Below are 19,060 nucleotides of genomic sequence, written 5' to 3'. Positions count from 1 at the left end.
CCTTTTTTCTTATTCAATAATAACTTTACTGACCTATCATTGCTATTTTGCGCTCATTGTCTTACCCTAAATAGACTATATTCGATAGATTAGATTTTTTTAATAGATGACCTATCAATTTAATAGTATCAATCGATAAGACTAACCATTAATAATTCACTATCATCATTAACAGAAATTAAGATATTGAGTTATTAATTATTTAGGGAGAACGATTATGAGTACTGCTAAATTAGTCAAATCCACACCTTCAACTCTGCTTTATACCCGTAATAACCTCGATGACAGCGTAAAACTGCACGCTATTGAATTATTGCAACAGATGGTGACGCAGTTTATCGACCTATCTCTCATCACAAAACAAGCGCACTGGAATATGCGTGGCAGAAACTTTATTTCTGTTCATGAGATGGTTGATGGCTTCCGCGATACCATTAATCAGCACACTGATGAGTTCGCAGAGCGTATTGTTCAGTTAGGTGGCACAGTATTAGGCACCGCGCAAGTTGTCGGTAAAAAAACACCACTGAAAGCTTATCCACTGGATATTCATGATGTGCAAGATCACCTAAAAGCACTGGCTGATCGTTATGCTGTTGTTGCTAATGATATTCGTAAAGCCATTGACGAAGTTGAAGACGAAGATACCGCCGATATGTTTACTGCTGCATCGCGTGATCTTGATAAATTCCTATGGTTTATTGAAGCCAATATTGAAAATTAATCTACGTGTAAAGAGACATGATTAATATCAAAAAAGGCTGCCATGTAAGGCAGCCTTTGTCTATTTTCTGATTGAATTAAAATGTATACACCACACCCGCATTAACACTAAAACCATTCCCAGGGAAAAGTAAGGCATCATTCTTTTTCACTGTTGGATTGGCCAAAGTGCTTGCTGCATAGCGTTTATTCGTAATATTGTCTAAATTCAAATAAGTAGACCACTGATTATCATATTGATAATGTGCATTAAATCCTAATAATGCATAGGGTTTACTCTTTTGAATATTAAGATGGTTACCATGATCAACAGCAACATTTGTGGGTGACCAATACAGTGTAGGACCAAATCTCAATCCATTTAATTGATAGTTAATTTCACCCGAAATAAGGTTTCTAGGAATACCTGCAATATATTTTCGATTATATTCCCCGCCCATAAAACGAAAATCATTATACGTCCATGTTGCGCGATAGAGAAAATCACCAACACGAAGCGGTTGAATCGCATTGATACTGAATTCAACACCTTGATGGCGAGTTTTTGCAGGATAATTATAAATATCAACAATATTCCCATTTTGATCGTGGGATGTAATATATTCATCTTTAATAAAACTGCGATAAAGCACCGTACTTAAACTGATATTATCTGTTAATTCAATATCACTACCAATTTCAAAACTGGTTGCTTTTTGAGGTGAAAGTTTTAACAGATTGACCTTATTTAACGGCGCTTTAGGATTAATAATATCATTAAAGGAAGCCGGCTCTTGGCTCATACTGACATTAGCAAATAAGCGTGCATTGTAATTAGGATACCAAATCAGCCCAACTTTAGGTGTTAAGAAATTAAAGGACTGTTCAAGAGAATTATGGCTCGAAAATACATCTCTTTTCGCATGAGTTCCTTTTACATCCAGATTAAACAACACACTGTTACTAATATGTATACCCGCCCCTAAAGACGCATAGATATTTTCAGCTCGTCCATCATATCGTCCTAGCCAGCCTTTGGGATTTTTCTCGATATCATCTTTCATTATCGAGTGATCCCAAGCTAACGCGGCACGATAACTAATATGCTGAGTTTCTAATTTATAATTAAATTGAGCGCCTTTAGTATAGTAATTCACAAATTGGTAATGGCTGGGTGTTTTGAAATTATCATGTGTTTGTGAATACCACCATCCAAATTGAATATCGTGAGCACCACTATTCCATGTCGATTTATTGGCTATACGTAATTGTTCGACATTTCTATGGGGATCTTTTTTCTTAATTGCAGGTAATACCGCTTTAGGATCATTCTCAACCATTTGTAAGGTTGCTGGGCCAGGAACATCAAAACGCAGATCAGTCCAATTAATCCATGTTCTATTTTCAAAGTTGTCTGAAGTATACCCGAGTGTTGAGCGCATTGTTTTACGTTGAGAAGCAGAGTGCTCTCGATACCCATCATAATGGTCATAACTTAGACTTATTCTGGCATCAATAGGATGATCATCACTATAACCGCCTAACGCCATTTGTAGACCTTGACGTCCAAAAGAACCTTGCTCATAACGCAATTGATTTTGATTATTTCGTCCTGTATAGGTGATAAAATCAAGCTCTCCCCCTAAGTTATTGCTTTGCAATTGTGTACTATTTGCACCGCGGCGAATGCTAATAAATTGTGCATCTCGTACATCAATCATACTTGAGTGAAAGCTACCATCGGCTTCATTAAGAGGCAGTCCGTCTTGGAGTAATAATACTCCTCTAGAAAGTGGCGCACTTTGAACACCTGAGCCTCGAATACTTAAACGAGGTTGATCTAATCCACCAAATAAACTTTGTATCACGATACCAGGTTGATCCTTTAAGGCATCATTCAACGTTAATAAGCGATTTTCATGATCAACCGTAATTAAATTAGTTCCCCCTGCTATATTGCTTATTTTTTCAGCTTCAATGTTATAAATACGATTTGACGAATGACCTTCTTTTTGTCCACTGACAATAATATGTTCTGGTTTATTTTCATTCGCTTGGGAATAACTCAATATTGGTGTAATCGAAAGCAAAGAGGAAGAAATAAACCACAAGGATTTTTTTAAAATAGGCATATTTATCGTTCTATTTATCATTAATAAAAGAATAAAAAAGAGTATTTTCTTGGTTTTATTTATAAAAAATGCCCAATTAAATTGGGCATTAAGTTAATTAATGTTTGTCGTCTTCATGTTCAATAATACGGAAGTTTTCACAGATAAATAAATAAGCGAGCGCTCCCATTGAAACTAGACCAAGAGTGATAGTTAATTCTGGTAGCGATGGCCAATAAGAGACACCCGTTGATGTCACCATACCTGTCACCACAACGTTATAACGGTTTAAAATAACCCCCGAAGCGACTAGCGCACCAAAGGTTACCAGCCAGCCTCGACGTTTTATTAATGGTGAGAAACAGATAATTAACGGCACAATAACGCCAAAACCAACTTCAATCCAAAAGAATAAAGATTCAAAGCTGCCTTCGAAAAGGTAATGCACTTTACCTTCTGCAATAATACTGCCGAATTTCAACGCTAAATAAACCAGCATTGCATAACCTGAAATTCGAACTAATCCGCTTAATACCGACATTGGCACTTTGTGATTAAACGCTCGGCCTGCTAATGCAGTTTCAACTGCGATCATTGCAGGGCCAACAAAAAACGACGAAATTAAAAATTGGAAGAAAATAATTGGCGACCACCATAATGGATGCAGTTTATCGACCATTAATAAATAAAGCGCCCCAAGTGATGATTGATGCATTGATGGAATTGCAATACCAATGACTAACAATACTGGTAATATTTTACGGAAAAAATTATGGTATTTTCGTCCAACTCGTTCAGTTGCCACTTCTCCAAATTCAATTAATTGCACACTGGTATAAACAGAGACGCAAATAAAGACTTCAAAAAGCACTGAGCTATGCCCTTGAGAAACTAATGGACGCCAGAAATTCCACCACTGCCCAATATCAAGGAAAAGCCCGACCATCACCAATAAATAACCAATTAATGACGTTAATGCTGCACTTCGAGCAATACTTGAAAATTGTTCTTGTTTAAATACGTAAACAATTAACGCAGTACCATACCCACCCCCAGCTAACGCCACACCGCACATCACATCAAAAGAGATCCAAAGCCCCCAAGGCCATTCATCATTAAGATTGGTCACTAATCCCAATCCTGTGACTAAGCGAAATAAGATAAGCCCTACGGCAATCAAACTGATAGCAACAAGCACCCAGCGCACTGGTGTCATAGGAAAACGCCACTTACCAAAGTGGGTCGAATTATCGATAACACTCATTCTGATCTCCTTGTTTCTTCATCAGTACTATTCTGGTTATGATCTAGATGCTGATGGGATTGCTCATCGCGGCTCACTTTATCTTTTCTGTGATTAAACATGGCAATACCACCCAAAATCACAGCCCAAGTAGCGCCTGCTATCGGCGTATATTTCATAAAATCAGAGGTATAAGAAGAGAGTGGTTTTTCCGTTAATCCCGTTTTAAAGCCAAGCTGTTCAAATGGCACATCAGAAATATAGAGCCATTCAGTCCCCCCTACTTCTTTCTCACCATAAATATGTTGAACATATTCTGGATTATTCGTGATGGTTTCTCTGGCTTTTTCTAATAAGGTTTGTCGCTCACCAAATACCAAGGCTTGAGTAGGACATACTGCAACACATGCGGGAGATTGCCCTTCTTCCACACGAGATGAGCACATCATGCATTTAGTGACATAAGGAAGTGACTTTTCCCACTCATATTTAGGAATATCAAACGGGCATGCCACCATGCAATATCGGCAACCCACACAGAGATCAGGATAATAAACCACTGGCCCTGCGGGTGTTTTTTGAAAGGCTTTTGCAAAACATGCTGAAGCACAAGCGGGATCAATACAGTGAAAACATTGCTCTTTAACATAACGCCAAACCGCTTTATCTTCTTTCTCAACCGTGACTGTTTTGATAACTGTCCAGTTTTCATCCGCGAGTTTGGCATTCTCACCACTTGCGGGTTGTCTGTCTTCTATCCATTTATTTTCGTTGTACATTTTGCATGCAACTGTACAACTACCGCAGCCGATACACTTTGTAAGATCGACTAATACACCTTTAGACATAATGTGTTTCCTCAATCTTTAAGCTTTCTTTTTGTTAAAATGAATACTGCGATCTTGGTAATGCGTATGAAGCAATTGATGAGCACGTTCACCACAAGGTTCACCTAAAAATTGTTTATAGATACTTTGAATTTCACTGTTTTCATAACTCAAGCGGATTGTGGCGCGTTCATCTTTGCTATAAAGCGCTTTCATGCGTAAAGCACGTATTTCATCAGAAGGCGGTAATGCCGAACGAGGCTGTCCTCCTCCCGCAATACACCCACCAGGACATCCCATAAATTCAACGAAGTGCCACTGTTTTTCCCCTTTTTGAATTGCTTCTAAGACAGGACGCGCATTTCCCATACCTGAGCAAACTGCCACGCGAATTTCCCCCACTCCCGGAATATCCAGAGCGGCTTCTTTAATACCTTCTAATCCACGTACAGGTTGCAAATTAAATAAAGGCTCTGGTGGTCTTTCACCTGTAATAAAGTAGTAACTGGTTCTGACCGCCGCTTCCATCACGCCCCCTGTCACGCCGAAAATAGCACCAGCACCACTGTATTCAGACATTAAGCGATCATAATTTGCGGGTTGAAGAGACGTTAAATCGATATTGTGACTTTTAATTAATCTGGCGAGCTCTCTTGTTGTTAGCACGATATCAACATCACGAAGATCAGGTTTTTCCCATAACACGCTAGCGCCATTCATTTCAGGGCGTGCCGCTTCTGATTTTTTAGCGGTACATGGCATAATGGCAACAGAGATAATTTTGGTAGGATCGATATTTTGCTCTTTGGCATAATAGGTTTTTATCATCGTTCCCAACATTGTCATGGGTGATTTTGCTGAAGATAAATTAGGTATTAATTCAGGATAAAACATTTCACAGAATTTAACCCAACCCGGCGAGCACGATGTAAATTGTGGTAATACGCCATTATTTTGAATTCGTTGCAGTAATTCTGTCGCTTCTTCCATAATGGTTAGATCAGCAGAAAAGTTCGTATCAAAAACTTTATCAAAACCCAGTTTTCTCAGTGCAGCAACTTGCAGTAACTCAATATCCTTACCTGGTTGCATACCAAACTCTTCACCCAAAGCAACGCGCGTAGCGGGCGCAGTTTGAACAACAACATGCAGTGTTGGATCTAATAACGCCCTAATCACCTTATCCGTATCATCAACTTCTGTTATCGCACCTGTTGGACACCAAAGCGTACATTGCCCACAATCAATACAAGGAACGCTATCAATTAACGGTAAATCGTAATTTCCCATCACCGTTTGTACTTTTTCACACACCTCAACACATTGACCACATAAAATGCATTTTTTATCATCACGACAAATTGCCACATTATTAGGATCAATAGGAATTCGGCCTCGGACTTGTACAGGAAAAGTACCTTTTGCATTGTATTGCTCGGGAACCCAGCCAGTACCTCCAGAAATATTACCATCACATCCCGCCGTTACAGCGGTTACCCCTGCCGCAAGACTCATCTTTCCAGCAAATGAAAAGAAAGAACGTCGAGATAATAATTTCTCGTCACTCTCTTCTTTTGTAGGGAGAATAGATTTCATTTTTTACAATGCTCCTGCTTTAATATATAAATAAAACTACCGTTTAAAAGTAGTAATATATAAAGGATTAAAACTTATTTTTGTTAAATATATTTATATGATTTTATTAATAAAAAGATCAATACTTAAAATAAGTATTAACCTTAAAGAACCTAGTTTATTTGAGAAAAAACACCCTATCAGCAATCATCGTTTCATTTAAGAAAATCAGGAGAGATTTTTTAATTCAATAAGTGATAGGGTGTTTATGAGATATATTGTACTGAAGAGAAATTAAAAAAAAACAGCTTACAACCTTATTAATTAAATATATTTAATTTTATTGATACATATCAAAATAGAAATAAAACAATAAAAATAACTCTATAAAAAAACGAGAAAACAAATATAAAAAATTAAAACAAATCATATAGTTAAAACGAATGTTATTTTTTATAAATTTATTGAGCATTTATCTTAACTAAATAAAAAAAGATTATCGCATACTATTTAATATAAAATAAATAATTTAAAAAAACATCAGACTGATAATTTCTAAATAAAGTATTCACTTTTTCTAAATTAATAAAAATAAGAGCATTACAATATAATTGTTTATTTTGTTATAATTATATTAATTTATGTAAAATAATTATTTAATTTTAAATATAAGATATTTTTATTTTTTAATTATTAATAAGATTCATAAAAAATACAAGTTAATAATACCAGATGGAATCTTAAATAAAAATAAAACGAAATGATTAAATATATTTAACCATAAGATGACTTGTATTATTTTAAACAAAAAAACAATTTTTCTTTTATTAAGAATAAAAACTTATAGTAAATAGCCTATATTTATTAATAACACATTAATAAATATATCAAAGTAAGTTAGAGAAGCATAAATCACTAACAAAAGTAAAATCTCTATAATATAATAGAAAATCACTTCTCTTTAGGCATATCTGGTTGATAAATTGGAAAAACTGGCAGTGCAGTTAATAAGCGTGAACCGTAGTTTTTTGTTAATAAACGTCTGTCATAAATGACAATTTCACCATGACAGTGATGACTACGAATAAGGCGCCCAACTTGCTGAATTAAATTAAACGATGCACTGGGTAAGCTTTGCACTTCAAAAGGATAACGTTTGAGTGATTTTAACCACTCTCCCTCAGTTACAATCACCGGATCAGTCACCGGAGGAAAGGCAATTTTATGGATATGTACCTGCGTTAAGTAATTACCTTTTAAATCTAGACCTTCAGCAAAAGATTGTAAGCCAATTAATACACTATTATCACCCGCATCAATACGCTTGCAATGTGTTTCAACTAATCGATAGCGTGGCTGATCCCCTTGTACTAATAAGCATAAACGCAAATCTTTCACTTCTTCTAAAAAACCATCCATTGCACGTTGGCTGCTAAATAAAACCAATTGCCCTCGATGATTATTCTCTTCCATTTCTTGGCGAAAATAACGAGCCATCTCTTTTAAATGCTCACGTTCATGGTGCATAGTTGGCTCATAGTGCATTTTGGGGATCACGAGTTTGCCTTGCTTTTGATGCTCAAAAGGCGAAGACAATGTAATAAAGCGATCATCAAATTGCTCGCTTAATCCCGTCAATTCTTGAATACGAGAATAGCTATTTAATGAACGTAATGTTGCAGACGTAATAACCACATGAGGAATGTTTTTCCATAATAATTGCGTCAATTGCTCACTAACCCGAATGCCAGCACAATGAAAATAGAGATGAGACTGTTTTTTATCGTAACGACGAGTTAACCATTTGGATACTGGTGCTTTTGAGGTTTGCTCTAATGTGGCTAAGCGCCAAAGTTTCGCCATATTTTCTAAATAACCCACCATCCTACTGGTAGTTAAAATGGCACGATGTAAACGCACAACATCTTCTTTCGCTGTCCGTTCTGTTAAATCGTTTAAAATAGCTTCGCCCAGCATTTTTAAACCATCCGTTAGCTTAAATAATGTCTGGCAACTTAACAGAAGTTGTTCAGGTAATTCACCTAACGGGAAGAGATATTCATCTTGTTCACTACGTTCTGGTAATAGTGCTCGCGTGAATGTATCAACCTCTTGATAGGCTTCACGTAACTTAGCAATATGAGCATCAAAACGAATAGGATCAGCCAATTTAGGCGGTCTTACAGGAATAAATTGCGCTAAATACTGACTAACATGACGAGTGATATTATCAAGCTGATTATTAAGGGAAACTAAGGTTATTTCCCCTTCGACTTCAAGTGCATCTCGCGCAACATCAGGAATATGATGCCCTTCATCAAGTACCAAAAGTAGATTTTTAGCATCAGGTAACACGGATTCACTTTCCATAGCTGCCATGACTAAAGCGTGATTGGTAATAACCACATCGACTTCATCAATTTCACGGCGCGCAATAAAAAAAGGACAACGATGATAATATTGGCAATTACGCCCTAAACAATTCATTTTATCCGTACTGATTTTACGCCATAAACTATCGGTTAATGCTCGTTTATGGTGATCGCGTAATCCGTCCCAGCCGAAACTAGTGAAATCATTTTTGAGCTTTTGGCAAATTTCTCTTTCTGCACTGGTCGCCACATCCACTTTATCTTCAAGCAAAAACATTAAGTCAATTTGCTCGCCTTCAGTGGCACAAATCGCATCTAAATTGCGAGGGCATAAATAGCGGCCACGACCAAAAGCGCCTGTGAACGTAAGATCAGGAATGATTTTTTTAAGTAATGGCAGATCTTTGCTGTAGATTTGATCTTGCAGTGCCACATTCGCCGTACTGATTATCAGCGGTTTTTTCTCATCACGACTAATTGCAATCCCCGGAATAAGATAAGAGAGTGTTTTACCCACCCCAGTAGGGGCTTCAATAACAAGATGGCGCCCCATTTCATCAGAAAAAGTCTTAGCTACCTCAGCAATCATTTCACGCTGTGGGGCACGCGGAATAAACCCTTCGATATGCTCTGGTAGGGCTTTATACCACTGACTTATTTGATTTTTAACGGATTGAGAAAGGGACATAACCACTCTGTAACTGATTTTAAGAAAGGCGTCATTGTCTCATAACACTGTATAAAAATCAGTAGTTACCTTTATTTACTCTCTTTTTCATCAAAGAATGGATAACTTCTCGAAATTATTGCTCTTTGTTATGGATTATTCATTCAACTCTTCATAGTATGAGTAACATCCAAAATAGTCTTATAAAAATATTTTTCTTTTGTTTTATTAAGCACAACAACACCAGTTAAGAGATATCTATAATGACTTCCGCAAAACGCCCTATTTTTAACTTAGAACTTGATTTACTTCGAACCTTTGTCGCCGTTGTCGATGGAAATACCTTTGCTGCAGCGGCGGAATCCGTTTGCCGAACACAATCCGCCGTTAGCCAACAGATGCAACGACTGGAGTCTCTACTTGGAAAAGAGCTATTTGCTCGCCAAGGTCGAAATAAAACACTGACAGAAGCGGGTACACAACTGCTTAATTACGCTCGCCGTATTTTACGCCTTAACGATGAGGCATGCCTTTCACTAATGCATGAAGAGATTGACGGCATTTTAAAAATTGGTTCTCCCGATGACACCGCAAACACGATTTTACCTGAACTTCTCGCTCGTTTTTCAGGCGCTTATCCTCGCTTAATTATGGAAATTATTGTTAAACGTAGTCCGTTTTTAATGTCTATGTTAGAAAACAATGAGCTAGATTTAGCCATCTCTACTGAAGAGCATGTGGGTTATCCTAAAATCGTATTACGCGTTTCACCTTCATTATGGTATTGCGGAAAACATTTTAGATTTGATCTTGATGAGCCGTTACCTCTCGTGGTGCTTGATGAGCCAAGCACTTACCGCGATATGATGATAAATCATCTTGATCAGCAAGGTATTCGTTGGCGAATTGCTTATATTGCAACCACACTTTCTGGTGCAAGAGCGGCAGTACGAGCTGGTTTAGGGATTATGGCGCGTTCAATTGAGCTTTCAGGTGATGATTTACGTATATTAGGCGAAAAAGAAGGTTTACCTGCTTTACCTGCGATCCGTTATAACCTTTATTTTAATTCTAATAGCCCAGGGAAAGCGGCACAAATTCTGTTTGATTCATTGAAAAATGAACAAAATGAAGTGATTAATCATGCAGATATCACGCTACAACAAGAATAACCAAAAAAATAAATTATTTCGATAACTCATCAAAAAATGAGAAGTAACAAAGACTGGATTTTTCCTATTCTGGTCTTTGTTATCCACTTAACCCAAATTTCTTAGCTAAAACATAGCTCAATACTGTACCATATTGAATAAGAATGGAATAATAGCCACCTTTATTGTAAAAAGCCTATTTGTTCTATCATCATAACGAGGAGAAAATATATGCCCATTTCCATCAGTGAAATAATGGAAATATTGCCTCATCGTTATCCATTCTTATTAATTGATCGCGTTATTTCTGAGCCAACTGAGCTTGCCAGTGGCAAATTAACAGCCATCAAAAATGTCACAACCAATGATACCGTTGTTTTTGGCGAGTTCTACCCACCTTTATTACTTCTTGAAAGCATGGCTCAAGCTTCGGGCATTCTTGCACATTACTACCTTTCACCTATGAGTGAGGATCAGCAATGTTATTTTGCCAGCATAAAGAATGCTCGGTTTTATGATGCGGTAAAAGCAGGCGATCAGCTAGTTATTGAGATCCAATTTCGCCGACAGCGACGCACTATTGTTAGCTTTTCAGGTACGGTGAAAATTGGGGAAAAGATAGTTTGTACATCTGAATTTATGTGTGCAAGGCAATAGATAAAGGATTGGCAGATAAAACCAATCCTTCACACAATAATCTTGTTTATACTATTTCAGCTTAACCTTCTATTTTTTAACACGTAATAATTGTGTTATTTCTGAAATAGTTACATTGTCGAAATGCAGTATTTTCTCAACTAATTGTGCCGATTGTTCAGCTTCTATCACCAAAGATGCATTATCGTAAAACTTACTGATCACATCTTTATCTGTCATTGGATTCTTCGGGTTACCATACTGAATATCTAATCTCTCCGTGATCTTTTCGCCATTTTTTAATGTCACGAAAATTAACCCGGGAAAATAAGTAGGAAATGGAATTTCTCCTTTTTCGGGATAACGATAACTTACACGCTTCGCTAACGATTGAATATCTTCCCGTTGGAGGTTTTCAGGTAATAATGAAGATAGTGTTAATGCATTATCTAAAAAACCCGCAGCAAATAACCACGGTAAACTAAATTTAGCGCCATAAGCTGTTTGAGGTGCCCATTTTGTTTCAGGTGGCTCACAAATCAAAGCAGCAGCTACTGGATCGACAACGCACTCGACACTCTCGATATCATCAGCGGTGATCCCTTTTTTCAGCAAATTACGCCCACAATCAACCGTTGCATGAGCAAAATGGCACACCGGATAAGGCTTAATAGAAACATTTAAAAATTCCCATACTTCACCTAATCCCAATGCAACTTGTTCTGGTTGCGCTTGCTCTCGAATACCATGGGTTTGATAAAGGCTATACCGACCTTCAAATATTGTTTCAGGGCCTGTCATTCCACCTTTTGCTAATGATGCGGCGATAATACCTGATTGTGCAGCCCATCCCGCATGAAAGCATTTAGAAGATGAGCTATTAGTAAGATATTCAGCTACTCCTGCTGCTTGGCTTCCTGTTAACCCTAATGCATTCACAGTTTGTTCAGGCGTCAATTTTAATAGCGAAGCAGCACAAGCCGTTGCGCCAAAAATACCAGCAATTGCGGTGGCATGAAAACCACGCTGATGAAATCCACTATGGCTTGCTAAGCCTACTCTTGCCGCGACTTCCCAGCCAATCACCCACGCCGTTAAAATATCTTGTGATGATGCACCGATAGATTCACCCAATGAAAAAGCAATCGGTGTTAATACTGCACTACCATGTGTAATGGAATCGGTATGTGTATCATCAAAATCTAAAGCATGTGCTGCAATTCCATTGGCAAGAGCTGCCACGGTTGTACTTGCCGTTTGTGAACTTCCCCAAATAGGGATATCACCTTGGCTATCAGGTAAAAAAGCAACGCCTTGTCGCCCTTGAATTGCACTTTGCTGCACACTGCCAGCCAAAGCGACACCTAATGTATCTAATAAATGAATTTTAGCTCGGCTAACAACTTGAGCAGGTAAATCAGAAAATGTGGTTGTGGTAATAAATTGGGCTAACTGCTGACTCAATGTCATAAACACCTCGAAATTGATAAGAAAAAGCCAGCAATATCACCGGCTTTTAGATAATAAGAAGGTTGGAGGTAATTAATTCACTTAGTCATTTAACCAGCCAGAGGCTTTGGTTTGTGCGACAACACGATCAACCTGAGCTGGCGCATTACCCACATAAGTCGTTGGATCTAACAAAGCATCAAGTTCTTCTTGCGTAATATGATCACGAATACGTGTATCACGATTAATTGCTTCTACGAAGGTAATGCCCTCTTCTTGCCCTGACATTGATGCTTCATACACAATTTCATGTGCCGTTTGTTTACCTGCTTTATCAGATAATGCAAACATCACGCGTTCAGCCAGCATAAAGCCACCCAAAATATCCATATTTTTGCGCATTTTTTCAACATGAACATTTAACCCGCCTAATACTGTTTTCATATTATCAAAAATAACAGACAGCATCAGACACAGTTCTGGCATGATTTTCCATTCCATTTTCCAGATTGCACCATCACGCTCGTGTTGATGTTTCATCATATCGGTTAAAACAGAAAGGTTTGCTTTTAAGGTATTGCTAACACAAGCGGCATTTTCAACAATAGCTGGATTGCGTTTATGAGGCATCGTTGAAGAACCGACTTGTCCTTTGCTGAAAGGCTCTGATAATTCATCAATTTCGTTATGTGCTAATATCAAAATTTCATTGGCAATTTTACCTAATGTACCGCTAATTAAGCCAATCAACATGCCGTATTCGCTAAATCTATCACGTGCAGGTTGCCATGAAATTTCAGGCACACCTAAACCTAAACGTTTTAATACACGCGCTTCTAATTCATCAGCCTTATCACTTAAAGAGGCTTTTGTGCCCACCGCTCCGACGACACTTCCCACAAATAAACGTGGTTCAATTTCTTTAAGACGTTGATAATGACGGGCCAATTCTGTTAACCAAATTGCAGTTTTATGACCAAAAGTGATTGGCAGTGCTTGTAATGCTAATGTGCGCCCTACCATTGGGGTATTTCGGTGTTTTTCACTTAATGATAATAATGAACGACCTAATATTTTGATATCACGAAGGAAAGTATGATGAGCATCTTTAAGTTGCAGTACAAGACCTGTATCAATCACATCTTGTGTGGTTGGCCCAAAGTGAACATATTCACCATAATGTTCAGGGCAAGCATGTTCTAAACCACGAATAGTTGGCACTAATGGATGGCGAGTCAAACGCACTTGTTCTAATACATAATCCATATCGAGCTTTTCAAGCTTTGCGGTGTCTGCAATAACGTTTGCCGCCTCTTTTGGGATCAACCCTAATTCTGCTTGTTCTATGGCTAATGCCGCTTCATAATCAAGCCAATTTTGCATTCTCGTTTTATCAGAAAAAATAGTTCTCATTTCTTCTGTTGACCATAAATTCTTTAATAAAACCGAATCAAAAACGCTGGTTCCCATAATTATTTCCCCTGTTAAAAGAATAATAAAAAAATCGTTTTTTTAATCAAACGACTTGTTAGATTGTTATTTTATTTATGCAATATAATCTCTAAAAAAACACTTTGATAATTTTAATCTAAATTAAAAAATTTCTAATCAATCAAAAAATAACATTAATTCAATATGTTATAAATAACTCTTTATTTATTAGTTATAACTTTTGAATCTTAAATGTTATTTAAGATTTAATTAGAATAATTAATGCTAAAAAATTAGATGAAGATCATCTTTTTTTAAAAAGAGCTATTTTAAAAATAAATAAGTTTGTTATAAATAATAGAAACAGAATAAGCGCAGAGAAAAAAGTAATTAAAGGTTTTATTTAATTACCGGGGAACTCTATTTCTATATTTGGAGATATTAATAATGAAACAAAATAAACAAACAAAACTGATACACAGTGGACGCCAAGAAATTAAAACCTCAGGTCCAGTTAATCCACCCGTTATGAGAGCCAGCACCATTGTTTTTGATTCTATTAAAAGCTGGCGTGATGTCCGTGATCGTCGTGCAACAGAGCGCGTATTGAGTTACGGCGCTCGTGGTACTGAAACCGCTTTTGCACTGGAAGCTTTAGTAACTGAGCTAGAAGGTGGCCATCGCGCTCAACTGTTCCCTACTGGATTGGCAGCTATCGCTGTGACCATTATGGGATATGCTCGCAGTGGTGGTCATGTTTTATTTGCAGATTCTGTTTATGAACCCGTGCGTAAAATTGCCTCTGCTTTTCTTGAACCCAATAACATTGCTTATAGCTTCTTTAAAACAGATGGTTCAGATTTTGAGCAAAAAATTCAAGACAATACACAGCTTATTTTTGTCGAATCACCGGGTTCATTACTTTATGAAATGCTCGACTTACCTGAAATCTGCCGTATTGCGCATGAAAGAAATATTCCTGTTGGTGTTGATAATACTTGGGGCTCTGCATGGCTTTATAACCCGCTGGAATTAGGTGCTGATGTCTCAGTTATTGCAGCGACTAAATATTTATGCGGCCACTCTGATGTGATGATGGGAATTATGGTTGCGAATGAAAAAGCATGGGAAAAAATTGGTGCATTGCCTGAAGCATTAGGTCAAGCCAGCAGCCCTGATGATGCGGCATTAGTGCTTCGTGGTATGAGAACACTGGGACAGCGTATTGCAGCTCATGGCAAATCTGCTCTTGCTATTGCGCAATGGCTAGAAACACGTCCTGAAGTTGAAAAAGTGTGGTTCCCTGAATTACCTAATCACCCTCGTCATGATTTATGGAAACGTGATTGTAAAGGCAGCAACGGTTTATTAACCATTGAATTTAAACAAGGTTATACCGCCAAACAATCAGAACAATTTATTGATGCTCTTACACTTTTTGGTATTGGTGCATCTTGGGGTGGATTCGAAAGCCTTGCTTTACCTGCCAATGTTGCGGGAGCAAGAAGTGCTTCTGATTGGCATGAAGGCCACGGTCCTTTTGTTCGTTTACATATCGGGCTTGAAGCAACTGAGGATTTAATTGCAGACATTACACAAGCGTTCTCAGCATTAAATAAATAACAACAATATTATTGCGTCACTACTAGGGAATTTACTATGACAGGTTTAATCATTGCCGCGCTGGTAACCGCGTTGGTGGTTTATCTACTGGCTAGAGGTTATAAACCTCAGCCAGTATTATTACTCGGGGGCTTATTGCTACTGCTCCTAACTGCTTCTCTCGATCTTAATCCGTTACTACCAGAAAATAAATCAACACAATTTAAGTATTTTGATATTTTCCAAATCTTTACGGATATTATGAGTTCTCGCTTAGCGGGACTGGGCTTAACATTAATGGCTATTGCGGGTTTCTCTCGTTATATGGAACACGTTGGCGCAAGCCGTGCTTTATTTGCCATTTTTGAAAAACCTTTAAAAGCAATTAAATCGCCTTATTTACTTTTGGTTATTTCATTTTTAGTTACCCAAATCTTGGTTATTTTTATTCCAAGTCATGCTGGTTTGGGAATGCTATTAATGGTCACCATGTATCCGATATTAATTCGTTCTGGCATTAGCCCACTTTCTGCTTTAGCGGTTATTGGATGCTGCCAGTTTATCGACCATGGTCCTGGCTCTGGTAACGTCATTATGGCAGCAAAAACTGCGGATATTGAACCTGCCGTTTATTTTGTTCAGCACCAGTTGCCTATTACTATTCCTATTATTATTGCTGTTGCGATTACCCATTTCTTTATTCAACGCTGGTGGGATAAACGTGAAGGATTTGTTTTTGACCCAACAACAATTGATGCAGTTAAAGAAGAAGGAAACAAAATTCCACTGTCTTATGCCTTATTACCTGTGATCCCTTTGGTACTCATTATTGGCTTTAGTCCTTTATTACACCCTTATATTAAATTAGAAGTCACCACAGCGATGGTTATCAGTACGGTGATTGCACTTCTCTTTGAATATGTTCGTTTACGTGATGCAAAGGCCGTAATGAATAGCTTTATGCTGTTTTTTGAAGGAATGGGTAAGCAATTTGTCTTAGTGGTATCGTTAATTGTATCGGGTGAGTTTTTTGCTAATGGTTTATTAAAAAGTGGTGCAGTCGATACACTTATTAGCTCTGCTCAAGATGCAGGTTTCGGTGTTGTCGCCATGATCCTTGTGATGAGTGCCATTCTTGCCTTAGCGGCATTCTTAATGGGCTCTGGTAATGCTGCATTCTTCTCATTTGCAGCCTTAACACCGAAAATTGCGGCTTTCTTAAAAGTGGATGTCATTACCTTAATTCTACCTATGCAAATTATGACAAGCTTTGGTCGTACTGTTTCACCGATTACCGCAGCCATCGTCGCCATTGCAGGTATTGCGAATGTTTCACCATTCCAAATAGTTAAACGAACCGCTATTCCTATGGCTGTGGCAGCCATTGTGAACTTAGCAATGACATTCTGGTTCCTTTACTCGTAAAAATTAAGTTGTATTTTAAATGAAGTCTTAAGTTGCGTTACCCCTTTCCCTTAAACTCATTTACTCCTGAGTTTAAGGGGTTTTTCTTATCATTGACTGTAACCTTTGATTGAAATCATTAACACAACTTGTACTGTAATTAAGGCTATTTATAAAGGTAAATAGCCTTTTTTACATCTCTATTCACCCTATTTAACGCGATAGAACGCCTCTCCTTTATTCTGTGTTTTTCCTCAATCTGGAGACTTAACGCTTGTTTCAACCTCATATCTCGATATACTTTTGCGCAACATTCATCTGCAAATGAACATTATGAAAAAAATAATTATCGTTGTTATCGCACTACTTGCTTTTGGCTCTATCGGTGGCGTTTTCCTTGCGGGATTAAATATTTATACCCGTTCAACTACACCAATAGAAAACAAACAAGCTCAACCTGAAACATCGCCAACACAACAATTTCCAGCAATACCCGACAGCTCACCTTCCACAAAATAAATGAGGTTGCACTATGGAATATGATTACTTTGTCACGCCCCAATGGCTATTTGAACATCAAAATAATAGCGACCTTGTGATCCTTGATGTCAGTGCGCCGATGCCAACACAAGACATTGACTATTCAGCACTTTATCTTGAACGTCATATTCCACATGCGCATTTTTTTGATCTTGATGAAGTCGCCGATAAAACCACGTCACTCCCCCATATGTTACCTTCTGATGCACTATTTTCAGAAACGTTGACGCAATTAGGTATTTCTAATACCACTACTGTCATTATTTATGATCAAGGTAATTTATTTTCAGCGCCACGAGGCTGGTGGACATTCACAACATTAGGTTGTCGCAATGTGCGTATTTTAGCGGGTGGATTACAAGCTTGGATTGATGCTGGATTTGAAATCCAACAAGGTGAAGTCATTGCTACGCCAGCAACTTCGCCTTTTGTGGTTGAGCGTCATACTCAACGTTATGCCAATAAACAACAGCTTCTTGATAATCTCAATACCAAGCAAAAACAGATGATAGATGCTCGTTCGGCAGACAGATTTTATGGTAGAGCACCAGAACCTCGCCCTGGTTTGCGCAGTGGACATATTCCCAGCAGTAAAAATGTACCTTGGAATGAATTAGTGACTGATGGGCAATTAAAAGATAATGCGGAACTGAAGCAAATATTTGAGCAAGCAGGCGTGAATTTATCACAGCCAATCATTGTTACTTGTGGCTCAGGCATGACAGCAGCTATTTTATTTTTAGCGTTAACGGTACTCGGTTGCCAATCTATTGCACTTTATGACGGCTCTTGGGCGCAATGGGGCGCTGAAAGTGCCCTCCCTTGTGAATGCTAATTTAATCAGCTTTTGCCTTAAAAAAGTAAACCCGCATTACGCGGGTTTATTATCACTCTCTGTTTGGCGTGAAAGTATTAACTTGCAAATATCTTTGCAAGATAGAGCACAACAATGGCACCAATAACCGCAACTACAAAGCTGCCAAAATTAAATCCGTCTACTTTACCTTTACCAAAGAAGCTACTAATTGCACCACCCACAACGGCACCGACAATACCCAGAATACAAGTCCATATCAGACCAATATCATAAGAGCCAGGCATTAAGAATTTCGCTAAAATACCCGCGATCAAACCAAAGATAATCCAAGCAATAATTCCCATATTTCCCCCTAAAAATAGTCATGATATAAACAACATACCTAAAAATGTCACTTATTGAGTGTAAGTCGAAATAGTTATTTTTTCCAATTATTGGAGATAAGTAACATTATATTTAAGATAAACAGAAAGATTATGACTTAACAAACAAAAAAATAGCGCTTATTAATTAGCACTATTTTTTTATCAAAT

Annotated in this window: 15 protein-coding genes; 7 read left to right on the top strand and 8 right to left on the bottom strand. The window is 37.7% G+C overall.

The genetic code is table 11. The features are described 5' to 3' along the window. Positions 1-217 precede the first annotated feature (217 nt). Entirely contained in the window at positions 218-724 is a 507-nt protein-coding gene (dps, locus tag ACNARN_RS07165) for a DNA starvation/stationary phase protection protein Dps (protein ID WP_100159508.1), read from the top strand. 76 nt (positions 725-800) lie between these two features. Here dps and ACNARN_RS07160 read toward each other — a convergent pair whose 3' ends face one another. The 5 genes from ACNARN_RS07160 to dinG all read right to left on the bottom strand — a co-directional run bounded on the left by ACNARN_RS07160 (position 801) and on the right by dinG (position 9,518). After that, complete coding sequence (locus tag ACNARN_RS07160; RefSeq protein ID WP_416304290.1) at positions 801-2,834, bottom strand: TonB-dependent receptor domain-containing protein; 2,034 nt, start codon at positions 2,832-2,834, stop codon at positions 801-803. Positions 2,835-2,931: 97 nt separating this feature from the next. Continuing rightward, complete coding sequence (gene nrfD / locus ACNARN_RS07155) at positions 2,932-4,077, bottom strand: NrfD/PsrC family molybdoenzyme membrane anchor subunit (RefSeq protein ID WP_109373455.1); 1,146 nt, start codon at positions 4,075-4,077, stop codon at positions 2,932-2,934. Continuing rightward, positions 4,074-4,904, bottom strand: a complete 831-nt coding sequence (locus ACNARN_RS07150) for a 4Fe-4S dicluster domain-containing protein (protein WP_416304289.1) — start codon at positions 4,902-4,904, stop codon at positions 4,074-4,076. Before ACNARN_RS07150 ends, nrfD begins: the two co-directional genes overlap by 4 nt. A gap of 18 nt (positions 4,905-4,922) precedes the next feature. Then, positions 4,923-6,479: a [FeFe] hydrogenase, group A gene (locus tag ACNARN_RS07145; protein WP_416304288.1), complete on the bottom strand. Its 1,557-nt coding sequence runs from the start codon at positions 6,477-6,479 to the stop codon at positions 4,923-4,925. 930 nt (positions 6,480-7,409) lie between these two features. Next, complete coding sequence (dinG, locus tag ACNARN_RS07140) at positions 7,410-9,518, bottom strand: ATP-dependent DNA helicase DinG (RefSeq protein WP_416304287.1); 2,109 nt, start codon at positions 9,516-9,518, stop codon at positions 7,410-7,412. 242 nt (positions 9,519-9,760) lie between these two features. On the opposite strand from dinG, the gene ACNARN_RS07135 reads away from it, so the two are divergent. Further along, positions 9,761-10,669 carry a LysR family transcriptional regulator gene (locus ACNARN_RS07135; RefSeq protein ID WP_109373451.1) on the top strand — a complete coding sequence of 303 codons (909 nt, stop codon included), beginning with the start codon at positions 9,761-9,763 and terminating at the stop codon, positions 10,667-10,669. A 210-nt stretch (positions 10,670-10,879) separates the two neighbouring features. Further along, positions 10,880-11,305, top strand: coding sequence for a 3-hydroxyacyl-ACP dehydratase FabZ (gene fabZ, locus ACNARN_RS07130; protein ID WP_198620449.1), 426 nt, complete (start codon positions 10,880-10,882; stop codon positions 11,303-11,305). Between the two features lie 69 nt (positions 11,306-11,374). Here fabZ and ACNARN_RS07125 read toward each other — a convergent pair whose 3' ends face one another. Together ACNARN_RS07125 and purB are read right to left on the bottom strand one after the other, a co-directional pair. Further along, positions 11,375-12,754: an MmgE/PrpD family protein gene (locus tag ACNARN_RS07125; protein ID WP_198626141.1), complete on the bottom strand. Its 1,380-nt coding sequence runs from the start codon at positions 12,752-12,754 to the stop codon at positions 11,375-11,377. A gap of 81 nt (positions 12,755-12,835) precedes the next feature. Next, entirely contained in the window at positions 12,836-14,203 is a 1,368-nt protein-coding gene (gene purB, locus ACNARN_RS07120; protein ID WP_160230094.1) for an adenylosuccinate lyase, read from the bottom strand. A gap of 408 nt (positions 14,204-14,611) precedes the next feature. On the opposite strand from purB, the gene metC reads away from it, so the two are divergent. From metC to sseA, 4 genes are all read left to right on the top strand, one after another. Further along, positions 14,612-15,787 carry a cystathionine beta-lyase gene (metC, locus tag ACNARN_RS07115; protein WP_198620447.1) on the top strand — a complete coding sequence of 392 codons (1,176 nt, stop codon included), beginning with the start codon at positions 14,612-14,614 and terminating at the stop codon, positions 15,785-15,787. Between the two features lie 36 nt (positions 15,788-15,823). After that, the gene (gene dcuC / locus ACNARN_RS07110; RefSeq protein WP_109373446.1) at positions 15,824-17,191 is read left to right on the top strand and encodes a C4-dicarboxylate transporter DcuC; all 1,368 of its coding nucleotides are present in this window, start codon (positions 15,824-15,826) and stop codon (positions 17,189-17,191) included. A 312-nt stretch (positions 17,192-17,503) separates the two neighbouring features. After that, entirely contained in the window at positions 17,504-17,689 is a 186-nt protein-coding gene (locus tag ACNARN_RS07105; RefSeq protein WP_100159496.1) for a hypothetical protein, read from the top strand. Between the two features lie 13 nt (positions 17,690-17,702). Beyond that, entirely contained in the window at positions 17,703-18,545 is an 843-nt protein-coding gene (sseA, locus tag ACNARN_RS07100) for a 3-mercaptopyruvate sulfurtransferase (protein WP_416304286.1), read from the top strand. A gap of 77 nt (positions 18,546-18,622) precedes the next feature. Here sseA and ACNARN_RS07095 read toward each other — a convergent pair whose 3' ends face one another. After that, a complete protein-coding gene (locus ACNARN_RS07095) occupies positions 18,623-18,871 on the bottom strand; it encodes a GlsB/YeaQ/YmgE family stress response membrane protein (RefSeq protein WP_075672760.1) in 249 nt (82 codons plus the stop codon). Between the last annotated feature and the right edge of the window lie 189 nt (positions 18,872-19,060).

Source organism: Proteus sp. TSJ240517, from assembly GCF_047921575.1.
Classification (GTDB): Bacteria; Pseudomonadota; Gammaproteobacteria; order Enterobacterales; family Enterobacteriaceae; genus Proteus.
Note: the sequence above shows the minus strand (reverse complement) of the source record. Positions and strands in the feature narration are given on the sequence as shown.

What these genes read in the sequence shown, in the direction of transcription:
- dps (WP_100159508.1), top strand. Translation starts at nt 218, where the DNA reads ATGAGTACTGCTAAATTAGTCAAATCCACACCTTCAACTCTGCTTTAT.
- ACNARN_RS07160 (WP_416304290.1), bottom strand. Translation starts at nt 2,834, where the DNA reads ATGCCTATTTTAAAAAAATCCTTGTGGTTTATTTCTTCCTCTTTGCTT.
- nrfD (WP_109373455.1), bottom strand. Translation starts at nt 4,077, where the DNA reads ATGAGTGTTATCGATAATTCGACCCACTTTGGTAAGTGGCGTTTTCCT.
- ACNARN_RS07150 (WP_416304289.1), bottom strand. Translation starts at nt 4,904, where the DNA reads ATGTCTAAAGGTGTATTAGTCGATCTTACAAAGTGTATCGGCTGCGGT.
- ACNARN_RS07145 (WP_416304288.1), bottom strand. Translation starts at nt 6,479, where the DNA reads ATGAAATCTATTCTCCCTACAAAAGAAGAGAGTGACGAGAAATTATTA.
- dinG (WP_416304287.1), bottom strand. Translation starts at nt 9,518, where the DNA reads ATGTCCCTTTCTCAATCCGTTAAAAATCAAATAAGTCAGTGGTATAAA.
- ACNARN_RS07135 (WP_109373451.1), top strand. Translation starts at nt 9,761, where the DNA reads ATGACTTCCGCAAAACGCCCTATTTTTAACTTAGAACTTGATTTACTT.
- fabZ (WP_198620449.1), top strand. Translation starts at nt 10,880, where the DNA reads ATGCCCATTTCCATCAGTGAAATAATGGAAATATTGCCTCATCGTTAT.
- ACNARN_RS07125 (WP_198626141.1), bottom strand. Translation starts at nt 12,754, where the DNA reads ATGACATTGAGTCAGCAGTTAGCCCAATTTATTACCACAACCACATTT.
- purB (WP_160230094.1), bottom strand. Translation starts at nt 14,203, where the DNA reads ATGGGAACCAGCGTTTTTGATTCGGTTTTATTAAAGAATTTATGGTCA.
- metC (WP_198620447.1), top strand. Translation starts at nt 14,612, where the DNA reads ATGAAACAAAATAAACAAACAAAACTGATACACAGTGGACGCCAAGAA.
- dcuC (WP_109373446.1), top strand. Translation starts at nt 15,824, where the DNA reads ATGACAGGTTTAATCATTGCCGCGCTGGTAACCGCGTTGGTGGTTTAT.
- ACNARN_RS07105 (WP_100159496.1), top strand. Translation starts at nt 17,504, where the DNA reads ATGAAAAAAATAATTATCGTTGTTATCGCACTACTTGCTTTTGGCTCT.
- sseA (WP_416304286.1), top strand. Translation starts at nt 17,703, where the DNA reads ATGGAATATGATTACTTTGTCACGCCCCAATGGCTATTTGAACATCAA.
- ACNARN_RS07095 (WP_075672760.1), bottom strand. Translation starts at nt 18,871, where the DNA reads ATGGGAATTATTGCTTGGATTATCTTTGGTTTGATCGCGGGTATTTTA.